This window comes from Burkholderia sp. MS455 (genome assembly GCF_016899445.1).
Taxonomy (GTDB): domain Bacteria; phylum Pseudomonadota; class Gammaproteobacteria; order Burkholderiales; family Burkholderiaceae; genus Burkholderia; species Burkholderia pyrrocinia_C.
This window is the reverse complement of the sequence record NZ_CP041778.1, coordinates 2,586,790-2,607,799: the sequence shown is the minus strand read 5'-3', so window position 1 is coordinate 2,607,799 and position 21,010 is coordinate 2,586,790. Positions and strand designations below refer to the sequence as shown.

Annotated in this window: 18 protein-coding genes; 15 read left to right on the top strand and 3 right to left on the bottom strand. The window is 59.9% G+C overall.

Features of this window, described 5'->3' with window-relative positions; genetic code table 11:
- Positions 1-111: 111 nt before the first annotated feature.
- The 8 genes from tssI to comJ all read left to right on the top strand — a co-directional run bounded on the left by tssI (position 112) and on the right by comJ (position 9,613).
- Complete coding sequence (gene tssI, locus FPJ27_RS16035) at positions 112-2,250, top strand: type VI secretion system tip protein TssI/VgrG (protein ID WP_204421776.1); 2,139 nt, start codon at positions 112-114, stop codon at positions 2,248-2,250.
- Positions 2,251-2,263: 13 nt separating this feature from the next.
- Positions 2,264-2,722: a DUF1795 domain-containing protein gene (locus tag FPJ27_RS16030; protein WP_174417547.1), complete on the top strand. Its 459-nt coding sequence runs from the start codon at positions 2,264-2,266 to the stop codon at positions 2,720-2,722.
- A complete protein-coding gene (locus FPJ27_RS16025; RefSeq protein ID WP_204421775.1) occupies positions 2,719-7,038 on the top strand; it encodes an RHS repeat-associated core domain-containing protein in 4,320 nt (1,439 codons plus the stop codon). Before FPJ27_RS16030 ends, FPJ27_RS16025 begins: the two co-directional genes overlap by 4 nt.
- A gap of 10 nt (positions 7,039-7,048) precedes the next feature.
- On the top strand, positions 7,049-7,462 hold the full coding sequence (locus tag FPJ27_RS16020) for a hypothetical protein (protein ID WP_204421774.1): 414 nt from the start codon (positions 7,049-7,051) through the stop codon (positions 7,460-7,462).
- 124 nt (positions 7,463-7,586) lie between these two features.
- Positions 7,587-7,892 carry a hypothetical protein gene (locus FPJ27_RS16015; RefSeq protein ID WP_204421773.1) on the top strand — a complete coding sequence of 102 codons (306 nt, stop codon included), beginning with the start codon at positions 7,587-7,589 and terminating at the stop codon, positions 7,890-7,892.
- Positions 7,893-7,985: 93 nt separating this feature from the next.
- A complete protein-coding gene (locus FPJ27_RS16010; protein WP_204421772.1) occupies positions 7,986-8,531 on the top strand; it encodes an SMI1/KNR4 family protein in 546 nt (181 codons plus the stop codon).
- Between the two features lie 13 nt (positions 8,532-8,544).
- Positions 8,545-9,117 (top strand): hypothetical protein, encoded by a 573-nt coding sequence (locus FPJ27_RS16005; protein ID WP_204421771.1) that lies wholly within the window; start codon positions 8,545-8,547, stop codon positions 9,115-9,117.
- A gap of 22 nt (positions 9,118-9,139) precedes the next feature.
- The gene (comJ, locus tag FPJ27_RS16000) at positions 9,140-9,613 is read left to right on the top strand and encodes a competence protein ComJ (RefSeq protein ID WP_204421770.1); all 474 of its coding nucleotides are present in this window, start codon (positions 9,140-9,142) and stop codon (positions 9,611-9,613) included.
- Between the two features lie 793 nt (positions 9,614-10,406).
- On the opposite strand, the gene FPJ27_RS15995 is transcribed toward comJ, so the two are convergent.
- Entirely contained in the window at positions 10,407-11,357 is a 951-nt protein-coding gene (locus FPJ27_RS15995; RefSeq protein WP_204421769.1) for a DUF2971 domain-containing protein, read from the bottom strand.
- A gap of 742 nt (positions 11,358-12,099) precedes the next feature.
- Between FPJ27_RS15995 and FPJ27_RS15990 the strand changes: the two genes are divergently transcribed.
- Entirely contained in the window at positions 12,100-12,318 is a 219-nt protein-coding gene (locus FPJ27_RS15990) for a hypothetical protein (RefSeq protein ID WP_051983704.1), read from the top strand.
- 86 nt (positions 12,319-12,404) lie between these two features.
- On the opposite strand, the gene FPJ27_RS15985 is transcribed toward FPJ27_RS15990, so the two are convergent.
- Positions 12,405-13,028 carry a hypothetical protein gene (locus tag FPJ27_RS15985; protein WP_204421768.1) on the bottom strand — a complete coding sequence of 208 codons (624 nt, stop codon included), beginning with the start codon at positions 13,026-13,028 and terminating at the stop codon, positions 12,405-12,407.
- Between the two features lie 813 nt (positions 13,029-13,841).
- Here FPJ27_RS15985 and FPJ27_RS15980 point away from each other — a divergent pair.
- The 5 genes from FPJ27_RS15980 to FPJ27_RS15960 all read left to right on the top strand — a co-directional run bounded on the left by FPJ27_RS15980 (position 13,842) and on the right by FPJ27_RS15960 (position 18,813).
- Complete coding sequence (locus FPJ27_RS15980) at positions 13,842-14,960, top strand: branched-chain amino acid ABC transporter substrate-binding protein (protein WP_072441880.1); 1,119 nt, start codon at positions 13,842-13,844, stop codon at positions 14,958-14,960.
- A gap of 172 nt (positions 14,961-15,132) precedes the next feature.
- Complete coding sequence (livH, locus tag FPJ27_RS15975; protein WP_072441879.1) at positions 15,133-16,059, top strand: high-affinity branched-chain amino acid ABC transporter permease LivH; 927 nt, start codon at positions 15,133-15,135, stop codon at positions 16,057-16,059.
- An 11-nt stretch (positions 16,060-16,070) separates the two neighbouring features.
- A complete protein-coding gene (locus tag FPJ27_RS15970; RefSeq protein ID WP_175918448.1) occupies positions 16,071-17,342 on the top strand; it encodes a high-affinity branched-chain amino acid ABC transporter permease LivM in 1,272 nt (423 codons plus the stop codon).
- Entirely contained in the window at positions 17,339-18,112 is a 774-nt protein-coding gene (gene livG, locus FPJ27_RS15965) for a high-affinity branched-chain amino acid ABC transporter ATP-binding protein LivG (RefSeq protein ID WP_072441876.1), read from the top strand. Before FPJ27_RS15970 ends, livG begins: the two co-directional genes overlap by 4 nt.
- Positions 18,112-18,813: an ABC transporter ATP-binding protein gene (locus tag FPJ27_RS15960; RefSeq protein ID WP_011694813.1), complete on the top strand. Its 702-nt coding sequence runs from the start codon at positions 18,112-18,114 to the stop codon at positions 18,811-18,813. Before livG ends, FPJ27_RS15960 begins: the two co-directional genes overlap by 1 nt.
- 95 nt (positions 18,814-18,908) lie before the next feature.
- Here FPJ27_RS15960 and FPJ27_RS15955 read toward each other — a convergent pair whose 3' ends face one another.
- Entirely contained in the window at positions 18,909-19,760 is an 852-nt protein-coding gene (locus FPJ27_RS15955; RefSeq protein WP_204421767.1) for a LysR substrate-binding domain-containing protein, read from the bottom strand.
- 186 nt (positions 19,761-19,946) lie between these two features.
- Between FPJ27_RS15955 and FPJ27_RS15950 the strand changes: the two genes are divergently transcribed.
- Positions 19,947-20,984: a hypothetical protein gene (locus tag FPJ27_RS15950; RefSeq protein ID WP_204421766.1), complete on the top strand. Its 1,038-nt coding sequence runs from the start codon at positions 19,947-19,949 to the stop codon at positions 20,982-20,984.
- The last annotated feature ends 26 nt before the right edge of the window (positions 20,985-21,010 follow it).

Here is a 21,010-nt window from a genome sequence, read left to right as displayed (position 1 = left end):
ACGGAAACGTTTGCGGGCGTCTTTCGCGCGGTCGGATTTTGTCCTACATTAACGGGGCTTTGGGCCGGCCAGCCGGCCCACGGAACCTGAGATCACACGCAAGGAACAAGAATGAGTTTCGCTCCGAACGGGGGTATTCCCAATGGTTTGGGCGGCAGCGCGCTCGGCTCCTTGAGCGCGCTCGGCGGCCTGGCAGGCCCGGTCGCCTCGAGTGTTGCCGGGAGCCTCGGGCCGCTCGCGGGCCTGGCCGGGCACGTCGACACCGTCCAGCGTGCGATGCAACTCGCGCAAACCGGCTTCTCGCTGATGGACAAGACGCCCGGCGCGGTTGCCGAAGCGATCAACGGCGCCGCCAACCCCGCGCGCCTGACCCAGCTCAATCGCTACGTCACGCTCGACACGCCGCTCGGCCCGGACGTGCTGCTGGTCAGCGCCGCCGTCGTCGACGAGTATGTGAATCGGTTGCCGGAAATCCACCTCGACCTGCTGTCGCATCGCCACGACCTTCGCCCCGACGACCTGATCGGCCAGCAGGTCAAGATCCGGTTCGATCAGCAGGCGCGCTTGTCGACGCTTGAACGCGTCGTTGCATCGGGCGCCGGCGAGAACGACCGTTACTTCGACGGCTACGTCGCGTCGTTCGACCGGGCCGGCAATCCCGGCAATGTCACGCAGTACCACCTGACGGCCGTGCCGTGGTTCTGGTTCCTGACGCGCTCCACCGACTGCCGGATTTTCCAGAACAAGACCGCGCAGGACATCCTCACCGAGATTTTCCAGGAACACGGGTTTTCCGATTTCGTGTTCGACATCCGCACGAGCCAGAAACCGCTCGAATACGTGGTGATGTACCAGGAGAGCTACTACAACTTCTGCGCGCGGTTGATGGAGCAGGAAGGGCTGGTCTGGACGCACCGCTACGAGAAGGACAAGCACTTTCTCGTGATCGGCGACACGAATTTGCTGTTCCGCCCGATCGACGGGCTGGCGACCGTGCCGTTCGCCGCCACCGAGGCGAGCGAGGACAGCGGCATCGATCAGTTGCACGAAGGCCGGCGGTTTGGCGTCGGCAAGGTCACGTTCCGCGACTTCAATCATCAGAATCCGTCGTCGCCGCTGATGCTGGTGGAAGCCGGCCCGCAGAACCTCAAGCACGCGCGGCTCGACTCGACCGAGCGGTTCGAGCACCAGTCGCTGTACGACCACGGCGACGACGGCAACCGCTATGCGCGTTTCGCGATGGAGGCCGAGGAGGCGCAGGCCCATCGCTATACCGGCGGCGGCTACGCGTGGCGCATGACCACCGCCGGCGCCGTCAACGTGGCGAATCACCCGGTCCTCGAGAACAACCAGGAATACGTGATCCTGCACGTGCGTCACGAGGCGGTGAACGACTACACGCAGCACAGCGCAAAACTGCCGTACCGCAACAGCTTCGCGTTGCTGCCGAAGAAGATTCCGTATCGTGCGCCGCGCGGGACGCCGAAGCCGGTGATTCATGGCACGCAGTCGGCGATCGTCGTCGGTCCCAAGGGCGAGGAAATCTACACCAACGGGAGCGCGGTGAAGGTGAACTTCCCGTGGGACCGGCGCGGCAAGAAGGATGGCTCCGACTCGATGTGGGTGCGCGTGTCGCAACCGTGGGCGGGCGATGGTTGGGGGGCGGCTGCGATTCCGCGGATCAAGCAGGAAGTGCTCGTGGCGTTCAATCAGGGCGATCCGGACAACCCCGTGATCGTGGGCCGCGTGTTCAACGGCGAGCAGGGCAACCCGTACCACGGGGCCGCCGGCCAGACGATGGGGATCAAGAGCCAGACGCACAAGGGGCAGGGGTCGAACGAGATCCGCATGACCGACACGAACGGCATGCAGGAATTCTTCATGCACGCGCAGAAGGACATGAACACCGTCGTCGAGAACAACGAGACGCACAAGGTGCTCGGGCCGATGCGTACCGTCCTGGTGGCGACGGGGAGCGAAGAAAAGCAGATTCCGCAGGGCAACCTGACCGAGACGATCGCCGAGAAGCGCAGTACGACCGCGACCACCGTCGAGGTGACGACGCCTGCCAAGGACGGGGGCGGCGGCACGCAGGTCTACGTGGCCGAGCGCGGCATCCTGCTGAAGGTGCAGGACAGCTCGATCTCGCTCGCGCCCGAAGGCATTCGCCTCGAGCACAAGGGCTCCGTGATCCTGATGACCGACGACGGCGTGATGGTCAACGGCCAGCGCATCGATCTCAACAAATAACACGAACACAACCATGCACTACGCTATCCACGAAGGCACGTTCGAACTGCCGGACGCGGCGCTCGACCGCACCGTCAACATCCTCGTGATGAACGCCGGCCCCGGCGGCCTCAACCTCGTGATCGCCCGTGGGCGGCTGCGCGACGGGGAAGATATCGATGCGTTTGTCGCGCGCGAATGGGAAGTGGCGTCGCGCGATGCGAAGATGCTCACCGAGAAGGCGCGCCGGCCTGTGACGGTGGCGGGCCGTTCGGGCATCCAGATCGATTCCACGCTCGAGCGGGACGGCAGGCTCTGGCATCAACTGCAGACCATGTTTCCGTCGGACGACGCCGGCCGCGTGCTGGTGATGACGTTGACCAGCGCGGCACCGCTGACCGAAGAGCAGCAGGCGATCGCCGATCGCATGCTCGCCAGTTTCCAGCCGCGCGCGGCTCGACCGACCCTGCTCGGACCGGGTGACGCGTCGTGAGCGCGGAACACTTCGCGGCCGCGCGCTTCGAAGACCCGATCCAGCACACGTCGTTCTGGGGTGAGCTTGTAGGCACGGTCGGGTCGGTGATCGGCGGTGCCGTTGTCGGCGCATTGGTGGCGGAGGCGATGGAGGGGCTCGTGTTCGTCGGCCTGGCCGCGCTCGAAATCGGCACGGCAGGGCTGGCGACGCCGCTCGTGATCGCGATCGGTGTGGGCGTGGCGGTCGGCTCGGGCGCGCTGATGGAAGCGAGTGGTATGAACGAGGCCATCGACGACGGCGCCAAGGCGCTGGCTGACTCGATCGCGCCACCCGAGATCAAAGGCAAGATCGCCAGCGGTTCGGGGAACGTTTATGTCAATAACAAGGCCGCTGCGCGGGCGGCCCGGCCGGGGGATCTCGATACCGTCGCATGCCTGGATCACTCCAGCCCGCAGATGATTGCCGATGGGTCGGGGAGCGTTTATATCAACGATCATCCGGCCGCTCGCGTCGGCGACAAGACGACTTGCGACGGGACGATTGCTGAGGGTTCCGATAACGTTTTCATCGGCGGCGGCACGCAGCGGGTAAGGGACGTCAAGTCGGCAAGTCGGCTCGGGTGGTTGGGTGCGGCGCTCGGGATTGCGCTGGCGGTGTGTGGCCGCGGGAAGATGAGTTGGGGGCAGTTTCTGAAAGGCAAGCTGCCTTGCCTTGCGATCAATTTTGCGGCCGGTGCTTTCGGGACGTGGCTCGGCAGTTTGGCGAGGCCGTCAGCCGGTCACCCGGTCAACGTCATTACTGGCGGCAAGTTTCTCGATGGCACGGACGATACCGACTTCACATTGCCCGGCCCGTTGCCTATCGTGTGGCGACGTTTTTACAGCAGCCATGATGATCGTGCTGACAGTTTGTTCGGGCCGGGCTGGAGCGTGCCGATCAGTGTCGAGTTGCGGATTGCGCGTGAACATGGCGAGGTCACATCGATCACGTATTGGGACGAGCAAGGCCGCGACATCGTGTTCCCGGCCGTGCCGCCGGGCGAGAGCCATTTCAGCGTTCCCGAAGGCATTTACCTGATCTGTACTGCCGGCGGCCACTACGTGGTCGAGACGGTCGACGGTATGTATCGCGATTTCGGTCGTGCCCGCAGCGATGCGGACAGCGAGACGCTCAAGCTGTGGCGTCTCGAGGATCGCAACGGGAATTGGATCGAGGTGGAGCAAGAAGCGGCCGATGCGGTTTTGCGGCCTGCGCGGCTGCACGACAGCGCCGGGCGCATGCTGACGCTGGCGTACGATAAATCGCACCCTCGACGTGTTGCCACGATCGAACTGACTCGTGGCGTGGACGGTGAGCAACCCGACACGCTGGTGCGTTATGCGTACAACGATGCCGGCGAGCTGGTGGCCGTTACCGATCGCAGTGGCCACACCGGGCGACGCTTCGCATACGAACACGGACTGATGGCCCAGCACACGTTGCGCGGCGGCCTGCAGTGCTTTTATGCGTGGCAGGGCGTTGGCCGCGACGCGCGTGTCGTGCGCCATTGGACCGATGACGGTGAGGCATACACGTTCAATGCGGACCTTGTTCAGCGTACGGTGACGATCACCGACCAGATCGGTCGCGTGACGCAGTGGACGTGGAACGAGGATCAGCAGCCGACGAGCCATACGGATGCCGATGGCCACGTTTGGCAATTCGAGTGGAACGCGATGCGGCAGTTGGTCAGTACGACCGATCCGGCCGGGCATACGACCCGCTTCGAATATGACGAGCGGGGGCGCCAGACGCAGCGTATCGATGCGCTCGGGCAGGTTGAGCGGACCGAGTGGAACGCTTACTACGATCTGCCTGTTGCGGAAACCGATCCGGCCAACTCGCGCTGGATCTACCGCTACGACGATCGAGGCAACCTGACGATGACGCGCGATCCGGCCGGCTTCGCGACCGAGTATCACCGGGACGAGCGCGGGCTTGTGCACACGATCCGCGATGCGCGGGGTGGTTACAAGTTCCTCGAATGGAATGGCCGTGCGCAGTTGACCTCGTACACCGATTGTTCCGGCAAGGTCACGCGGTTCGGGTATGACGCACGTGGCGCGCTTGCTCGTGTGACCGATGCGGCGGGCCAGTCTACCGTGTACGAAGCGGATGCGATGGGGCGTGTTACGGGGATCGAAACGGCCGATGGCGCGCGTCAGATGTTCCGATACGATGCGGCCGGGCGCCTTGTCGAGGTCGTTGACGCGAATCAGCGCAGCACGCGCTACGAACTCAATCCGCGCGGCTTGCTGCTGTCGCGGACGGACGCGGCTAATCGTGTCGTGCGGTTCGGCTACGACGATGCATTCCGGTTGGCGAGCCTGACCAACGAGAACCGTGAGACCTATCGCTTCCGTTACGACCGACGTGATCTGCTGACTGAGGATGTTGGGCTGGACGGCAGCGTGCGCTCGTATGAGTACGATGCTCGTGGACTGGGCATCGCGCTTAGAGAGGGGAAACTTCAGACCACCTATGAGCGCGATGTGCTCGGGCGGTTAGCGGCGAAGGTCTCTGGAAGTGAACGTTGCGAATACCTGTACGACAAGGCAAGCCGAATCACGTCCGGTGAGCTGCATACGCTCACTGCGCGTGGCCCGTCCCTGAAAAACCGGGTCAACCTGAAATACGACGCGCGCGGCGAGGTGCTCGAGGAGTACACGCCGACTGGCTGGCTCGCGCACACTTATGACGAGCTCGGCAATCGCGTCAGCACCACGATTTCCGGCGAGCGCACGATCGACTGGCTGCATTACGGCTCCGGTCACGTGCACCAGATCCGTGTCGATGGTGCGGCGATCACCGACATCGAACGCGACGACCTGCATCGAGAAGTGCTGCGCACGCAGGGCAGACTGACCAGTCAGTTTGGATATGACGCGGTCGGCCGCCGCGCGCGATTTGCTGCGCAGCGTGGTGCGCTCGCGGACACGCTGTTGAGCAAACAGTGGCAGTACGATGCAGTGGGAGAGATGATCCAGAAACGCGATCAGCGCTACGGCACAGTCAGCTATGACTACGACCCGACAGGCCGCATCGAGCAAGCGATGGGGTCGGGGTTGCCGTCCGAGGTGTTCCGTTGGGATGCAGCCGCGAACTTGGTGTCAAGCGACCATCCTGGCGGGTACATCGAGCACAATCGACTGAAAATGTTCGAGGACAAGCGCTTCGAGTATGACGCGTACGGACGACTCGTTCGCAAACTGAGCGGTCGTGGACCTGCCAAAGAGTTGGCCCTTGAATACGACGATTGGCACCAGTTGAAGACCGTCGTGACGAAGGACCGACTTGGCATTTCGACTACGCATTTCGAATACGACGCGTTCGGTCGCCGGATTCGTAAGCGCAATGGCGGCTACGCTAGTACGGATTTCCTATGGGATGGCATGCGGCTCGTACAGGAGACGTACCACGATCGAAGCGGCGAAGAGGCACTGACTTACCTGTATGAACCGAATAGCTATGTGCCTCTGGCACGTATCGACCAAGGCGCTCAAGCGGCGAACGACGCCGACGCGCGGAACACTGTCTACTATTTCCATAACGACGTGTCAGGGTTGCCGGAAGAGCTGACCGACACTGACGGCGAACTGGTCTGGCAGGCCCGCTATAAGGTATGGGGCAACGCGGTACAGGAGGAATGGATCGAGCGAGTGCCGCAGCGGCCGCCACCATCGTGGAGTGAAGCGCAGGCAGCGGCATCAACGCTGGCTCACACACCACGACCGCAAAACCTGCGCTTCCAGGGGCAATATCTGGATCGAGAGACCGGCCTGCACTACAACACCTTCCGGTTCTACGATCCGGACGTCGGGCGGTTCATTACGCGCGATCCAATCGGGTTGTACGGCGGGGAGAATTTGTATCGCTATGCCGCGAATCCGCTTATGTGGGCCGATCCATTGGGTTGGGCGCCTCACCAAGCCACGATGACCGTATACGCGCCGGATGGGACAATGAGATTTACGGAAGCACTAAAAAGTGGTGGTGCGACGGGGACTTCCTGGCCAGAGCAAATCGCATCGCACACGGAATCGAAGGGCATTATTGACCCCCGAATTCAATCAGGTGACCGGGTGGTCTTTACAGATGCAACCTTGCCGCCGTGTTCGGGATGTCGAGGCAACATGAACGTAGCTGCAGCGTCGAAGAATCTGACGGTCGAATACCATTGGGCCGATGGCAAAGGGCAGTCAGGCTCGTGGTTCACCGACGCAGACAAGGGGGCGAAAGCTGTCGCCCGAAGAAATGCAAGAAAGGGGCTCGGTTCAAGCGGTTGCTCACGATAAGGAGTTTTCTGTGAAACTAACGATACATCCGATTGAAGTTGATTTTGTATATGATGAATTGGATACAAATGCGGTCACGTTCAAGCTGAAGGATGGGTATCTTTCGATTCAGACATGTGTCTACCTCGAAGACGACGAACGATTGAATGAGCCTACAGTTGAATTAAACGATCAGGGAAGCTCGCAATGTGGTGGGCTGGCCCATATTGTTTTTTTTCCTCGCGAGGTGGAGGTGGGGTTTCGGGAGGGTGATTATTTCCTCGGCGAGTACTCTGCTATTTCAATTCTGCTCGATGAATTTGTGGATGTGAAGTTGGTTGATTTTTTTGTCAACCATTTGTTTCTTGGTGATATTGTGGTATATGGTGATGGTTTCGATCCTGCGAGAAAGGTTACTCAAACTTCGAAAAGGGATTATATTTAATGTTGTCATTTGAGTGTTGTTGTTTTGATTTGAGCGGGGATTGTATTCGTCCGTAGTCATCGCATTGCTCATTGTGTGCGACTCGTCAAATAATGTCGGTGAGATTATTTGAAAAGAGAAAAATTTGAAGATTGTGAATGGTTTGAATGCGCTTATTTTTGCAAGATCGGGCTTGCCGAAGGTCGGTTGGATATTCGTAGATAAGGGATTCAACAAAAGTTCTGTCGATGCGTTGATGACCGCAACGTTTCAAATTTCTGAAGATGAGGATGACGAGTTTTACGGTGAAGATCATCTTGCGTCGTGGCTGGAAGTGCCGACATTTCTCGCCGTTCTAGACGTATGTGGGAAGAACCTTAAAGACCCGACCATAGAGGACTTTGCGAACGCAGCAATTCACTATCTGAAGAGCGATGACTTTTTGGAGTAAGGGTCGTACGTTTCACTAGCTGGACTCCGCATTCAAGAATTTTTTTTGAGATCGTCCGCGAAGGGCATGGGTATTGGAAGCAGAGGTGAAGTGATGATGGACAAACTTTCACAACTTGGAGCCACCCCGATCGATCAGCCACTAAAGGCGAAGATGCAAATGTTGGTTGATCTAGAGGCCGAGGTTGGCCGACTTCCGGACGACTATAGAAACCTGTTGATGCATTTCGGCGGAGATATTGAGTTCCATTCATCCATTAAATTTCATGCAGATGAACCGTCGCCTTGGGCCGCTGAGGATCGCACAGATTCTTTAGAGATCCTCTACGGGTTGAAGAGCAAGTACGGTTTGTCGATGCTCCGAATGGTTGCGACATATAAGGGGCGGATTCCGGCAGGTTGGATTCCGATAGGAGAGGCGCCGGGGGGTAACCAGATTTGTCTGAGGATATATCCGTCGGGCAGTTCTCAATCGGTCGAATTCTGGGATCATGAAAGCGAGGTTGGCCCGGGCTTGCCGCCAAGTGGTGATGGCCTAACGAAAGTTGCCAGTTCCTTGCAGGATTTCGTTAACCGTCTCACACCTGAGAATCCGCCAGAGAATTCGCCTCGTGCCGTTAAGATAGATCTTCAGTTTTGAAGTGAATAGGCCAATGTCCGGGGCCAAGAATATTGAGTTGCATAATCAATATCTCGAATCAATTCTCATAGCAGGTGAGATTGAGGGTGTTACTCGATTCGGGGTGTGGTGTTGTATTGGACTTGCGAATGATGAATCGGTATTCAGGTTTCTTGCCAAGCAGACAGGAAATGCTGGTGCACATATCAAGGGGCGAGTGGGTGATTATTTGGATCAAATTTGGAATGGAGGAGAAAACTCCAATCCATTAATAGATCTAGAGCAACTTGATTGGGATCCTGATGTCGTTGAAATAGACGATGAAGCTGCGGCACAGGGAGCGACAGATTTGCTGGCAGGTCTATCGTTTTTAGCAAAATGGTGTGCTGAACATAAGGTGGAGAGACTGGTTGCGTGTGCCGAGGTTATGATAAACCGAATCGATTACTTGGAGAGCTTTGAGTTGATTGGATGTCATGTTGCGAATCCAGTCGATCATGAGATGAGCGTGCAGAAGAAATTTGCTCGTGAACTCGTTGCAGGTACCTTGACTGATCATGACAAGATGAAATACCACGAGTGGTTACTCAATCTTGGTACTCCCTGAATCATGAGATCAAGAAACAAGCATGCAAACGATTGACCTGTTGATCTCCCATAGTCAAATCGTAGTTCGATCCAGGCCGCACGATGAGGGTTTGAGCCAATGGGGAACGGGCAACATTGATCAGGGCGCGGTGCTGCACGCCGACTACCTCATTTTCGATCCGCTTCCGGACGATGCCTTCGGGGCAAAAGTGTACTTGCGGGTGGTGGACAAGTTCGAGATGGACGAGCAGGCCGCACGGTGCATCGTTGCGCCGTTTCGTATTGAGGATCGCAATTCGCTTGAAGTCGTCTCGGCGACCGAAAAATTCAAGATTGCGCTGGAACTTCCGCTCAATTCATACGACGTGTATTACGAGGTTTGTGAGGGGGAAGAGGTTTTCTACAAATTCACGTTTGCTTCAGGAACGGGGCGTCGTCAAGCAATCTATTTGCGAGATGATCCGTGGGGTGGCAAGAAAGACAAGCCGCTTGTCGCAGGGAAGTTTGATAGATAACTTAGATTTGGTTGCTCCTTGGGTTAACTGGACTAAATTCGCAGTGATCTAGCCGAAGCGACCGACAGCAACGAAGTCCGGGCGCGAGCACGGATTGTCTGTGAGATGGTGTGCTGCTTGTACAGGAGATGTACCACGACAGGAGCGTCGAAGAGGCGCTGACCTACCTGTACGAGTCGGGCAGTTATGTACCGCTGGCGCGGATCGACCAGAATGCACCAACTGCCAATGATGCCGACGCGCAGGACACTGTCAATTATTTCCATAACGACGTGTCTGGGCTGCCTCAGAAACTGCCCGACGCCGACGGCGAGATGGCCCGGCAGGGCCCGTTACAAAGTGTGGGGCAACGCGGTGCAGGAGGAATGGGTCACGCGGGCACCGAAGCGATCGACGCCGGCATGGGGCGAGGTGCCGCACACTGTGTCGGCAGCGTAGAGAACAATGTCAAGTATGGATTGTTCTGCGTTACGAGCCGAACGCGATCGCGCTCCTGTCTTTGGCGCGCATCGGACAGAGGTCGGCCATCGAGAGGCGTTTGTTCTCGACTAACAAGGACCCTTGAGCAGCGGTTCCGCCGGCGACAGCGGTCATTCGCACCAAGCGGATGACCGCTTGCACATATCTCGGCGCAAGCAGCGCGCAGACCACGATGCGCGGGGCATGAGGAGGTCGAAAGGAGACTCCGATCGAGATGGCCGAGATTCGTTGCCCCCAGTTTTTTGACCACAAAGCTCGCAAAGCTAAAACGGGGTCAGCCAAATTCTCGTCTGACAGCAGTACACACTAGACGCTACGCAACTATAGGCCGAGCCTCCATAACGAAAGCACCCCGCGAGTGATGCATCTTTAAAATGGAAATTCCTTTACTCATGCAAATATCGGTGAGCCTCGTCTGATCATCAGGCGAAATATGTGATCCGATATATACTGCTTTTGGCAAGGGCATTTTCCAGGGCTGCGCCTTGTCGAGTACGCCATTTGCAAAAATAAGACGCCATTCTTTCTCGTATCCCCAATCCATCGATTTAATAAGCCCGGCAAGATTCAAATACAAATTATTAAATCCATCTTTTCCGGCTTGCAACATATTTGGCGTTGCATCGAACGGATGCTCGCTATAAATTACCGGATACATGAATCTAGAGACATAATCGTCTGGACGCACCGATTTTATATCATACTCAATGCAAAATCCTTTGTGATAATTCGCATAGTGTGACCACATCAATGTCGAGTCGACACGCTCCGAAAACGAGCAGACTTTGAATCCGTCTTTCATTCGATTGGCACCATCTGTGCCCATTTTCTCAAACATGGCCGACATTGCTCCAAGTAGAGCCGCCTTCATTATGGCGGCTTTTTCGGGGGCTACGTCGCGCAAAAGAATGTCTATCATTGCAGAATTTGGGTCTTCCGCAAGTGAGATCGAATTTTCGATCTCTTCAAGTTTGTCTTGTGGAAGGCGATCGCGCAATTCCTGCGGCATCAGCCTTAGAAAATTATTTGATAACTTGTCGTAGTTGATGAAATGATGGCAATCATACGGATCGTTGAATGTTGCGGGGTCTGCCAGCCAAACAGTGTCGTCGACAAGGTTTTTTATCGAATATTCATTTGCCTCGCGATATTTGAATAACCTATTTGGAATATTTTGATATTTAAGCAAAAATGCAGATTCCAGTTCCTGCGCAGATATATCCAGCGGGAAGAGTTTGGCAACAAAGTCATCAATCCAGTTCATACAGGCAGCCCCGGCCGATAAATAATTAGTAATTTTGATGCGGATATCTTTGAATCATGATTGGGCGCGTTTCAACTGCGCCACCTCTATCTATGCAGTTGCCATAGCCCTCTAGGCAGACGCGTTGAAAATCTTACCACCTCTTGCGTATCCCCGAGGCCTAAAGTCGCAGAGCCGCAGACCGACATTAATGCACGGACGACCGTTGTGCCTTGGAAGCCGCTGTTCTGGATACGCTGAATCGACGGGTCGTTGTGCGTCGATATCGGTCCGATTGAGATGCTGAAACCGGACATCACCCGCGGCAATTTCCTGTGCCCCCCGAACGACAACAAAGATTGGGTAGCAGTCGCATCCGTATCGAGACGAACTCATACAGTTCGTCCGATTCAATCGAACTGTTTCGAATCGTCAAGTTCTGATCAATCGATTACTGTGACAGATCGACGTTCGCCATCAGCGCTCGCAACGGCCGGAACATTGATCTTGTGCGTGCCTATAACCAACGGCTAACGTGTGCTCATGCGACGAACACTGTCTAATAGGCAATGTCCAGCGATGATGATCGCGCGCGTGGATGGATACGCCGCCGCCCTGATTCAAACGTCGAAGCCCTGTTTCATCGAACCACCAACAAAGGAGGAATCCGAACCATCAAAACGCCGCAGTAAACAAGCGCGGGCCGCAAGTGCTACCAACACTCACGACCCGCTAACCACAGCCAACTTCCAAGGAGTTGCCCATGGCTAAGGCGAATCATAAAGCACGACCACCGAAGACGGAACGTTTCGTAACGATCCAGGAAATGTGGGGTACGCCGAAAACGGACCTCAAGCCGGAGAAGTTCTACCCGTACATGAAGATTGGTGGAATGTGGCTGATCAGCGATGCGTGTTTTGTCCCGGGCCGAAAGGCGCGAATCGATATTGAGCCTGGCCGGCTGATCATCACGCAGTTGTAAAAGGCAACGCCGCAAGATGCGGCCGCGCTGCGCGACGTCGCGCAGCGCGCCGGGTAGGGGCAACTGCTACCAGCCGCCCCAGCGCATCACCAGGCGATATTGCAAGACGACCGCGAAGTCCCCGCACCGCCTGTTGCCGTGCAATGCGTGCCCGCGCCGTTGTCGTAGAACGTGCGCGTCTCAGGTTGAGGCACAGACGGATCAAACGGATTAGGCGCACGATGCGGGCCCCGCGCAGCATCGTACGGACGAGCCGGCGCATACGAACCGCCACTTCCGGCCGGTCGCGATCCGTTAGCCCGCAGATATTCATTCCAGTTCTGCTCGCGCTGTTCGTATCCAGGCAACGCACGACCAAGACTATCGCTACCACCCGCGCCGAGCGCGACGCGATTCGCTGGCAATGCCAAATCGGGTTCGTGCTCCGACGAAGGCTGCGGTGCCACGAGCGTATCGCCCGACACACGCAGCGGCCGCGTATCCGGCGTATCGAATGGACTACGCTCCACGGGCGCGGCGTACTGCACGCGGCGTCGGCTCATACGTGCCGCATGCCCATCATCACGAGCAGCAGCACGCCGCTCCGAGCGAAACACATTGGCCCCGGCCGACCGATCGGCCAGCGTATCGCGGCCCGACGCATCGGCGGTGGAAACAGAAAGCGCACAAGCAAACGCGGCGGCGGAAGAAAGACGGAAGGGATGATTCATCAGCGATCCAAATCAGGTGATGTGCAATGAAAAAAAACGGCAGATCACTGGCTGGCGGCTGAGCAACGGACGGCCGTCGAAGCGGCTCTGAAGCGGCTACGAGGCGCGGCGGACGCGGCTCGGAGGAAGGCTGGCTGGATTGCGGAGGCGAATCCGTATTATTTCACAATATTAACAATTGCCTTTCGTGGTAGCGATAACCGTCGGCAAACAGAATGTTTGAGACACTCCACCCGACGCACTGCGATGGTGCCCACCAAACCAATCATCAGTCGATTGAACCACGGCGATGCGACCCTTTACCCACCCCGACGCAAGCCGCACAAGATCGCCTATCCCCCAATCTCAATCCAGACAAGGCACAGCGCCAGAAAAGCCACCCCGATAGCAACCAGATTGCACCGCCAGCAAACGTTGTCGACACCAAAAGGTTGCGCCGTCATTGCTACCGACTGCCACCTCATCCCTACGTGTTTTCCCTCACTCGACCGGCATTTTTGACAGACGATTTAAAAACGCCCATATAATTTCGGCTGCCTTGCCAATGGCTGTCGGACCATCCCTCCGATCAAGCGATTTGGCAAGCGGGGCAGGCGAAACGCTTGCGCAATGCAAGACGCATCACGATGTCTTTCCGAACCAGACGTCCCCTTCGGGGACTGCAAGAGCCGGGCCCCGCTACGCAACATTCCGCCGGAGTTCCGTCTTCTATGTGTCTCGGGCGTGTCCCATGTCCTCGCCCCGGGTGCTGTTCGATTGCGCAAGTCATGCCGCCTTTGCCCGTATGACTAAACAACATCGAGGAGCTCCCAGATGACGCTGTCCCGTCTTACGTCCATTTCCGTCGCCGCCGTGCTGTTCGCCGCGGGCGCCGCCGCCGCGCAAGCGGAAACCGTGAAGATCGCCATCGCTGGTCCGATGAGCGGCTCGGTCGCCCAGTATGGCGACATGGTGAAGGCCGGCGCGCTGACCGCGATCGAGCAGATCAACGCGGCAGGCGGCGCGGGCGGCAACAAGTTCGAAGTGGTGATGATGGACGACGCATGCGAACCGAAGCAGGCCGTCGCCGTCGCCAACAAGATCGTCAGCCAGAAGATCAAGTACGTGATCGGCCACGTGTGCTCGGGTTCGACGATTCCCGCGTCCGACATCTACGAGAACGAAGGCATCGTGATGGTCACGCCGTCGGCCACCGCGCCGCAGCTGACCGAAGGCAAGAAGCGCCACTTCATCTTCCGCACGATCGGCCGTGACGACCAGCAAGGCCCGGCCGCCGCGCATTACATCATCAACAACGTGAAGCCGAAGAAGGTCGCCGTCCTGCACGACAAGCAGTCGTACGGCCAGGGCATCGCGTCGTCGGTGAAGAAGGACCTCGAAGCCGCGAAGATCCCGGTCGTGCTGTTCGAAGGCGTCAACGCCGGCGATTCCGACTACTCGGCGATCATCACGAAGCTGAAGTCGCAAGGCGTCGATTTCGTCTACTTCGGCGGCTATCACCCGGAAATGGGCCTGCTGATGCGCCAGGCGCGCGAGCAGGGCGTGAAGGCAACGTTCATGGGCCCTGAAGGCGTGGGCAACAAGGACGTGACGGCCATCGCCGGCCCGGCTTCGGAAGGCATGCTCGTCACGCTGCCGGCCGACTTCTCGGCCGACCCGGCCAACGCAGCGCTCGTGAAGGCGTTCGCGGACAAGAAGCGCGACCCGAACGGCCCGTTCCAGATGCCTGCGTACGCAGCGGTGAAGATCATCGCCGACTCGATCGCGGGAGCGAAGACGACCGATCCGACCAAGGTCGCCGCGTACATGCACAAGACGACGTTCGACACGCCGATCGGCAAGGTCGCGTATGACGCACAGGGCGACCTGAAGGCGTTCAAATTCGTCGTGTACACGTGGCACAAGGACGCGACGAAGACCGCCGCCAAGTAATACGGAGTACCCGCCCCGCGCACCCGCTCTGCCCGTCACCCGGGCGGAGCGCGTGCGCATTTGGCCGTTCCGCGGCCAACGGGCGGCCCGAGACGACACCGTGCGTTGCGCGCGGCCGCAGCCGTGATCCGGCCGTGGCGAGCTGCACAGCGCCAACGGGAGCTTCCCGCACATGACTGACTTCTTTCCGCAATTCGCCCAGCAGCTGGTCAACGGCCTGACGCTGGGTGCGATCTATGCGCTGATCGCCATCGGCTATTCGATGGTCTACGGCATCATCGGCATGATCAACTTCGCCCACGGCGAGATCTATATGATCGGCGCGTACGTGGGCCTCGTGACCCTGACCGCGATCGGCGTTTCCGCCGGTTATCCGCTGCCGCTCGTGCTCGGCGCCGCCCTGATCGTGTCGGTGATCGTCACGGGCCTGTACGGCTTCGCGGTCGAGCGCGTCGCGTATCGGCCGCTGCGCGGCGGCCCGCGCCTCGTGCCGCTGATCTCCGCGATCGGCATGTCGATCTTCCTGCAGAACTACGTGCAGATCGGCCAGGGCGCGCGCGACGTGTCCGTGCCGGTGCTGATCTCCGGCGCGTTCGACATTCACCTCGGCGGCGACTTCGACGTGACCATTCCGTATTCGCGGCTGATGATCGTCTGCGTGACGGTCGTGCTGATGATCGCGCTCACGCTGTTCATCTCGCATTCGAGGATGGGCCGGGCGTGCCGCGCGTGCGCCGAGGACATGAAGATGGCGAACCTGCTCGGCATCGATACGAACCGCGTGATCTCGTTCACGTTCGTGCTCGGCGCGATGCTGGCCGCCGTCGGCGGCGTGCTGATCGGGCTGACGATCGGCAAGCTGAATCCGTATATCGGCTTCGTCGCGGGTATCAAGGCGTTTACCGCCGCAGTGCTCGGCGGGATCGGCAGCATCCCGGGCGCGATGCTCGGCGGCGTGCTGCTCGGCCTCGCTGAAACCTTCGCCGCAGGCTACATGCCGGCCGAGTACAAGGACGTCGTCGCGTTCGGCCTGCTCGTGCTGATCCTGCTCTTCCGCCCGACCGGCCTGCTCGGCAAGTCGGACATCGAAAAGGTTTAAGGGAGACGCAGATGAGTACAGTCATTTCCGTTCGCCGCCCGGCCGCCGACGCGTCGTTCGGCCAGGCGCTGAAAAATGCCATGGCCGCCGCATTCCTGACGGCGATCCTCACGATCCCCGTGCTCGGGCTGCAGCTGAAGCTCGACGGCTATCAGGTCGTGCTCACGCCGCACTGGCGGCCGGTGTGGATCGCGGTCGCGGCCGTGTTCCTGTTCCAGTTGTTCAAGCCGTGGCTCGTGCGCGCGAAATCGGCGGTGAAGCTGCCGGCGCTGCCCGCGATGGGCGCGCAGCAGCAGCGCGTGGTCGTGTGGGTGCTGCTCGCGGTCGGGCTCGTGTGGCCGTTCTTCGGTTCGCGCGGCGCGGTGGACGTCGCGACGCTCGCGCTGATCTACGTGATCCTCGGCCTCGGGCTGAACATCGTGGTGGGTTTCGCGGGGCTGCTCGATCTCGGCTATGTCGGGTTCTATGCGGTCGGCGGCTATACGTACGCGATGCTGAACCAGTACTTCGGGCTGTCGTTCTGGGAATGCCTGCCGCTCGCCGCGATCGCGGCGGCGACGTTCGGTTTCCTGCTCGGCTTCCCGGTGCTGCGGCTGCGCGGCGACTATCTCGCGATCGTTACGCTCGGCTTCGGCGAAATCATCCGCCTGCTCGCGAACAACCTGACGAGCCTCACCGGCGGCCCGGACGGCATCTCGGGCATCGCGAAGCCGACGGTGTTCGGCTTCGAGATGGCGCGCTCGGCGAGCGTCGAAGGCGCGAAGACTTTCCATGAGCTGATCGGGCTGGAATACAGCGGCGAGCACATGGTGATCTTCCTGTACCTGATCGCGCTGGTGCTGGTCGGCTTCACGCTGTTCGTGACGAGCCGCCTGATCCGCATGCCGATGGGCCGCGCGTGGGAAGCGCTGCGCGACGACGAGATCGCGTGCCGGTCGCTGGGCCTGAACCCGACGCGCATCAAGCTGTCGGCGTTCACGCTCGGCGCATCGTTCGCGGGGATCGGCGGCGCGTTCTTCGCGGCGCGCCAGGGCCTCGTGAATCCTGAATCGTTCACCTTCATCGAATCGGCGCTGATCCTCGCGATCGTCGTGCTCGGCGGAATGGGTTCGCAGCTCGGCGTGATTCTCGCGGCGATCCTGCTGACCGTGCTGCCGGAAGTCGCGCGTGGCTTTGCCGAGTACCGGATGCTGATCTTCGGTCTGGTGATGGTGTTGATGATGATGTGGCGTCCGCAGGGCCTGCTGCCCGCGAGCCGTCCGCACGTGGAGCTGCCGCAATGAGCATGAATGCAGAACTGTTGAAGGTCGCCGGGCTGCAGATGCGCTTCGGCGGGTTGCTCGCGGTGGACGGGATCGATTTCGACGTGCGCCGCGACGAGGTGTTCGCGATCATCGGGCCGAACGGCGCGGGCAAGACCACGGTGTTCAACTGCGTCGGCGGCTTCTACAAGCCGACCTCCGGCGCGGTCGAACTCGACGGCCACCAGATCGCGGGACTGCCGAGTCACAAGATCGCGGTGAAGGGCCTCGTGCGCACGTTCCAGAACATCCGCCTGTTCAAGTCGCTGACGGTGGTCGAGAACCTGCTCGTCGCGCAGCATCGCAAGGTGAAGGCGGGGCTGCTGCCCGGCCTGTTCTCGACGCCCGCGTATCGCCGCGCCGAGAAGGAAGCGCTGGAGCGCGCGGCCGTGTGGCTCGAACGGATGGGGCTGACGTCGGTCGCCAACCGGCCGGCCGGCACGCTGTCGTACGGGCACCAGCGGCGTCTGGAGATCGCGCGCTGCATGATCACCGAGCCGCGTTTGCTGATGCTCGACGAGCCGGCGGCCGGCCTCAACCCGCAGGAAAAGATCGAGCTGCAGCACCTGATCGACAAGCTGCGCCGCGAGTTCGGCGTGTCGGTGCTGCTGATCGAACACGACATGAGCCTCGTGATGGGCGTGTCGGACCGCATCCTCGTGATGGAGCACGGCCGGCCGATCGTGATCGGCACGCCGGAAGCGGTCCGCAACGACCCGCGCGTGATCAAGGCGTATCTGGGGGAAGAGTGATGCTGAAGCTGGAACAGGTCCATACGCACTACGGCGCGGTCGAGGCGCTCGCGGGCGTGTCGATCGAGGTGAACAAGGGCGAGATCGTCACGCTGATCGGCAGCAACGGCGCCGGCAAGACGACGCTGATGATGACCGTGTGCGGCACGCCGCGCGCATCGTCGGGCCGCGTGCTGTTCGAGGGCAACGATATCACCGCGATGTCGACGCACCAGATCATGCGGCAGGGAATGGCGATCTCGCCGGAAGGGCGGCGCGTGTTTCCGAGTTTGACGGTGCTCGAGAACCTGAAGATGGGCGGGTTCTTCGCGAGCCGTCACGAGATCGACGACGGCATCGAGCACGTGTTCAAGCTGTTTCCGCGCCTGAAGGAGCGTGCGACGCAGCGGGCCGGCACGATGTCGGGCGGCGAGCAGCAGATGCTCGCGATCGGCCGTGCGCTGATGAGCAAGCCGCGTCTGCTGTTGCTCGATGAGCCGACGCTCGGCCTCGCGCCGCTCGTGATCGCGCAGATCTTCGACATCATCCGGACGATTCGCGACGAAGGTGTCACGGTGTTCCTCGTCGAGCAGAACGCGAACAAGGCGCTGGGTGTGGCTGATCGCGGGTATGTGCTCGAAACGGGGCGTGTGGTGCTTGCCGATACGGGCGCGAACCTGCTCGCGAACGATCGGATCAAGCAGGCTTATCTCGGCGGTTGAGGCCGGAAGCCGCCGGCCCGCAACGGGCCGGCGGCGCTTCTGCTTGCCTGGTCGCTTCCGCATGCAAGGCCGGTCGCGGCCTTGTCTTCTCTTTCCTAACCGATCCTGAACGTGCTTTTCAGCACGTCGTGCAGATGCAGCGCGGCGCGATTGCTGTCGTCCGTCAGGATATAGATCAGGTGCGGCGGGAGATCGGGCAGCACGATCCCCGCGACGTTGCTCGTCAAATTGCCCGAGACGCGATCGTGCTCGATGAGGCCGACCGCGAGGCCGTTGGCGATACAGGCTTCGACCGCCGGCGAACTCGCGCTCTCGAGCAGCATCCGGTGCGCGATCCGCTCCTTCTTCAGCGCGTTCAGCGCGGTGTCCCGGTACGGGCATCCCTGCAATTGAACCGCGATCGGCAGCGGTGCGTCGGGGTTGAACTTGAACGTTCGCGCGGCCACCCAGACCGGATGGGTCTTGCTGAGAAGCTCGCCATGCGGCAGCGCTTTCGGCACCACGGCGATCGTGATGTCCAGTTGGCCGCGCGCGAACAGGAGCTGCAGTTCCTCGCTGGAGCGCGCTTCGACCGTCAGTTCGAGCAACGGCCGGTCGGCGGCAAAGCGCGGCAGGAACTCGGCCATGAAGTGCGCCGCGTAGGAGTCGGGGATGCCGAGCCGCAGCTTGCCGGTCAGCATCTGCGGCGACAGCGATTCGACGAGCCGGTCGTGGCTCAACAGGAACTCCGTGGTGTCGCTCAACAGTTTATGGCCGTACTGCGTGAGTTCGACCGCCTGGTTGTTTCGCGTAAACAAGCGTTGCGCGACCATCTCTTCCAGCTTCTGAATCTGGGCCGTGACCGACGACGGGCTGCGGTTCACATAGACGGCCGCGTCCTTGAAGCGGCCGAGCTTCGCGACGGCGTGGAAGGTACGCAGCAAATCGACGTCCAGGGTGCGCGGCATGATTTTGATTTTCCGAATTAGTGATTCACGTAATCTCGATTGACGGAATTATTAAGCCTCCCTATCCTCGGGTCAACAGGCAGACTAATGCAGGCAGGCAGGCAGGCAGGCAGGCAGGCAGGCAGGCAGGCAGGCAGGCAGGCAGGCAGGTCGATCGAGCGTGACACGTATCCGGGGAACGATTTCATGTCTATCAATGATTTTGTCGTAGATGCGCTGGTGCGGGACAGGAAGCTGAAGGCGGAGTCGGTATGGACGGTCGAGAATCACGAAAAGTATTCGACGCTGACGGGGCGTGACGATGGCGCGCGGCGCAGGGAGGCGGGGCGCGAAGTCTTTTCGCTGATGCGGAACCTGAACGAACTGGGCGTGCGGAGTCCGGCGCTGTGCGCGGACCGCGACGGCAACGGATCGCTCAGGGAAGCGATCGGCGCGTTGAGCGAACGTCTTGCGACGTTGTCGCGCGGCCGTCATGTGCACTACATCGAACTCGGGCCGGAGCCGGTCAAGACGACCGAACTGATGAAGGCCGTCAGCGGCGGCGAGCCGAATCACTTACGTTACACGGCCGTCGACATCAACGAGTCGTCGGAAGACGCGATGCGGCACGCGATCATGCCGTTCCGCGTCGACATCAACGAGTCGTCGGAAGACGCGATGCGGCACGCGATCATGCCGTTCCTGAAGACGCCCGGCTGTTTCAACTACATCGCCGACGATTATCGGAACGTGCAGTGGAACCATATCGACCTGGGCCAGGACGTGACCTTCATCACGATGCTCGGTTTCCAGGAGGGCAACGAATTGCCCGTGACGATCGGCCGGCTGATTCGCAATCTCGGCGGCAAGTCGACCTACGTCGTATCGGAGATGCAACTGCTCGTCGAGGGCCGCGAAGAGCCGATCTACAACTTCTACCAGAACGAGAACATGGTGCGGTTCTCCGAAATCGTCAGCCGGCAGCAGGGCTTCGAGCCGCTCGGCAAGCATCATGTTTCCATCGTCCGGCTCAACCTGCTCGGCGACCAGTTCCATGTTGCAGTTACGTTGCAGCCGGTGTCGAAAGCCGGCGCCGACGGGCATCTGATCACCAACGTCTGCCTGAAATACACACCGGAGCAATTCCGCCACGTGCGTGCCAGTCACGGCAATTGCCGCGTGATCGACGAGCTGCGCAGCGGGGACGGCAGCGTCGTGTACCAGATTGCCCAGTTCAAGGGCTGAATGCCGCAACGGCGAAAGCGAGGCAC

Excerpts from the sequence above, each read along its gene's own strand:
- tssI (WP_204421776.1), top strand. The coding sequence starts at position 112 with ATGAGTTTCGCTCCGAACGGGGGTATTCCCAATGGTTTGGGCGGCAGC.
- FPJ27_RS16030 (WP_174417547.1), top strand. The coding sequence starts at position 2,264 with ATGCACTACGCTATCCACGAAGGCACGTTCGAACTGCCGGACGCGGCG.
- FPJ27_RS16010 (WP_204421772.1), top strand. The coding sequence starts at position 7,986 with ATGATGGACAAACTTTCACAACTTGGAGCCACCCCGATCGATCAGCCA.
- FPJ27_RS16005 (WP_204421771.1), top strand. The coding sequence starts at position 8,545 with ATGTCCGGGGCCAAGAATATTGAGTTGCATAATCAATATCTCGAATCA.
- comJ (WP_204421770.1), top strand. The coding sequence starts at position 9,140 with ATGCAAACGATTGACCTGTTGATCTCCCATAGTCAAATCGTAGTTCGA.
- FPJ27_RS15995 (WP_204421769.1), bottom strand. The coding sequence starts at position 11,357 with ATGAACTGGATTGATGACTTTGTTGCCAAACTCTTCCCGCTGGATATA.
- FPJ27_RS15990 (WP_051983704.1), top strand. The coding sequence starts at position 12,100 with ATGGCTAAGGCGAATCATAAAGCACGACCACCGAAGACGGAACGTTTC.
- FPJ27_RS15985 (WP_204421768.1), bottom strand. The coding sequence starts at position 13,028 with ATGAATCATCCCTTCCGTCTTTCTTCCGCCGCCGCGTTTGCTTGTGCG.
- FPJ27_RS15980 (WP_072441880.1), top strand. The coding sequence starts at position 13,842 with ATGACGCTGTCCCGTCTTACGTCCATTTCCGTCGCCGCCGTGCTGTTC.
- livH (WP_072441879.1), top strand. The coding sequence starts at position 15,133 with ATGACTGACTTCTTTCCGCAATTCGCCCAGCAGCTGGTCAACGGCCTG.
- FPJ27_RS15970 (WP_175918448.1), top strand. The coding sequence starts at position 16,071 with ATGAGTACAGTCATTTCCGTTCGCCGCCCGGCCGCCGACGCGTCGTTC.
- livG (WP_072441876.1), top strand. The coding sequence starts at position 17,339 with ATGAGCATGAATGCAGAACTGTTGAAGGTCGCCGGGCTGCAGATGCGC.
- FPJ27_RS15960 (WP_011694813.1), top strand. The coding sequence starts at position 18,112 with ATGCTGAAGCTGGAACAGGTCCATACGCACTACGGCGCGGTCGAGGCG.
- FPJ27_RS15955 (WP_204421767.1), bottom strand. The coding sequence starts at position 19,760 with ATGCCGCGCACCCTGGACGTCGATTTGCTGCGTACCTTCCACGCCGTC.
- FPJ27_RS15950 (WP_204421766.1), top strand. The coding sequence starts at position 19,947 with ATGTCTATCAATGATTTTGTCGTAGATGCGCTGGTGCGGGACAGGAAG.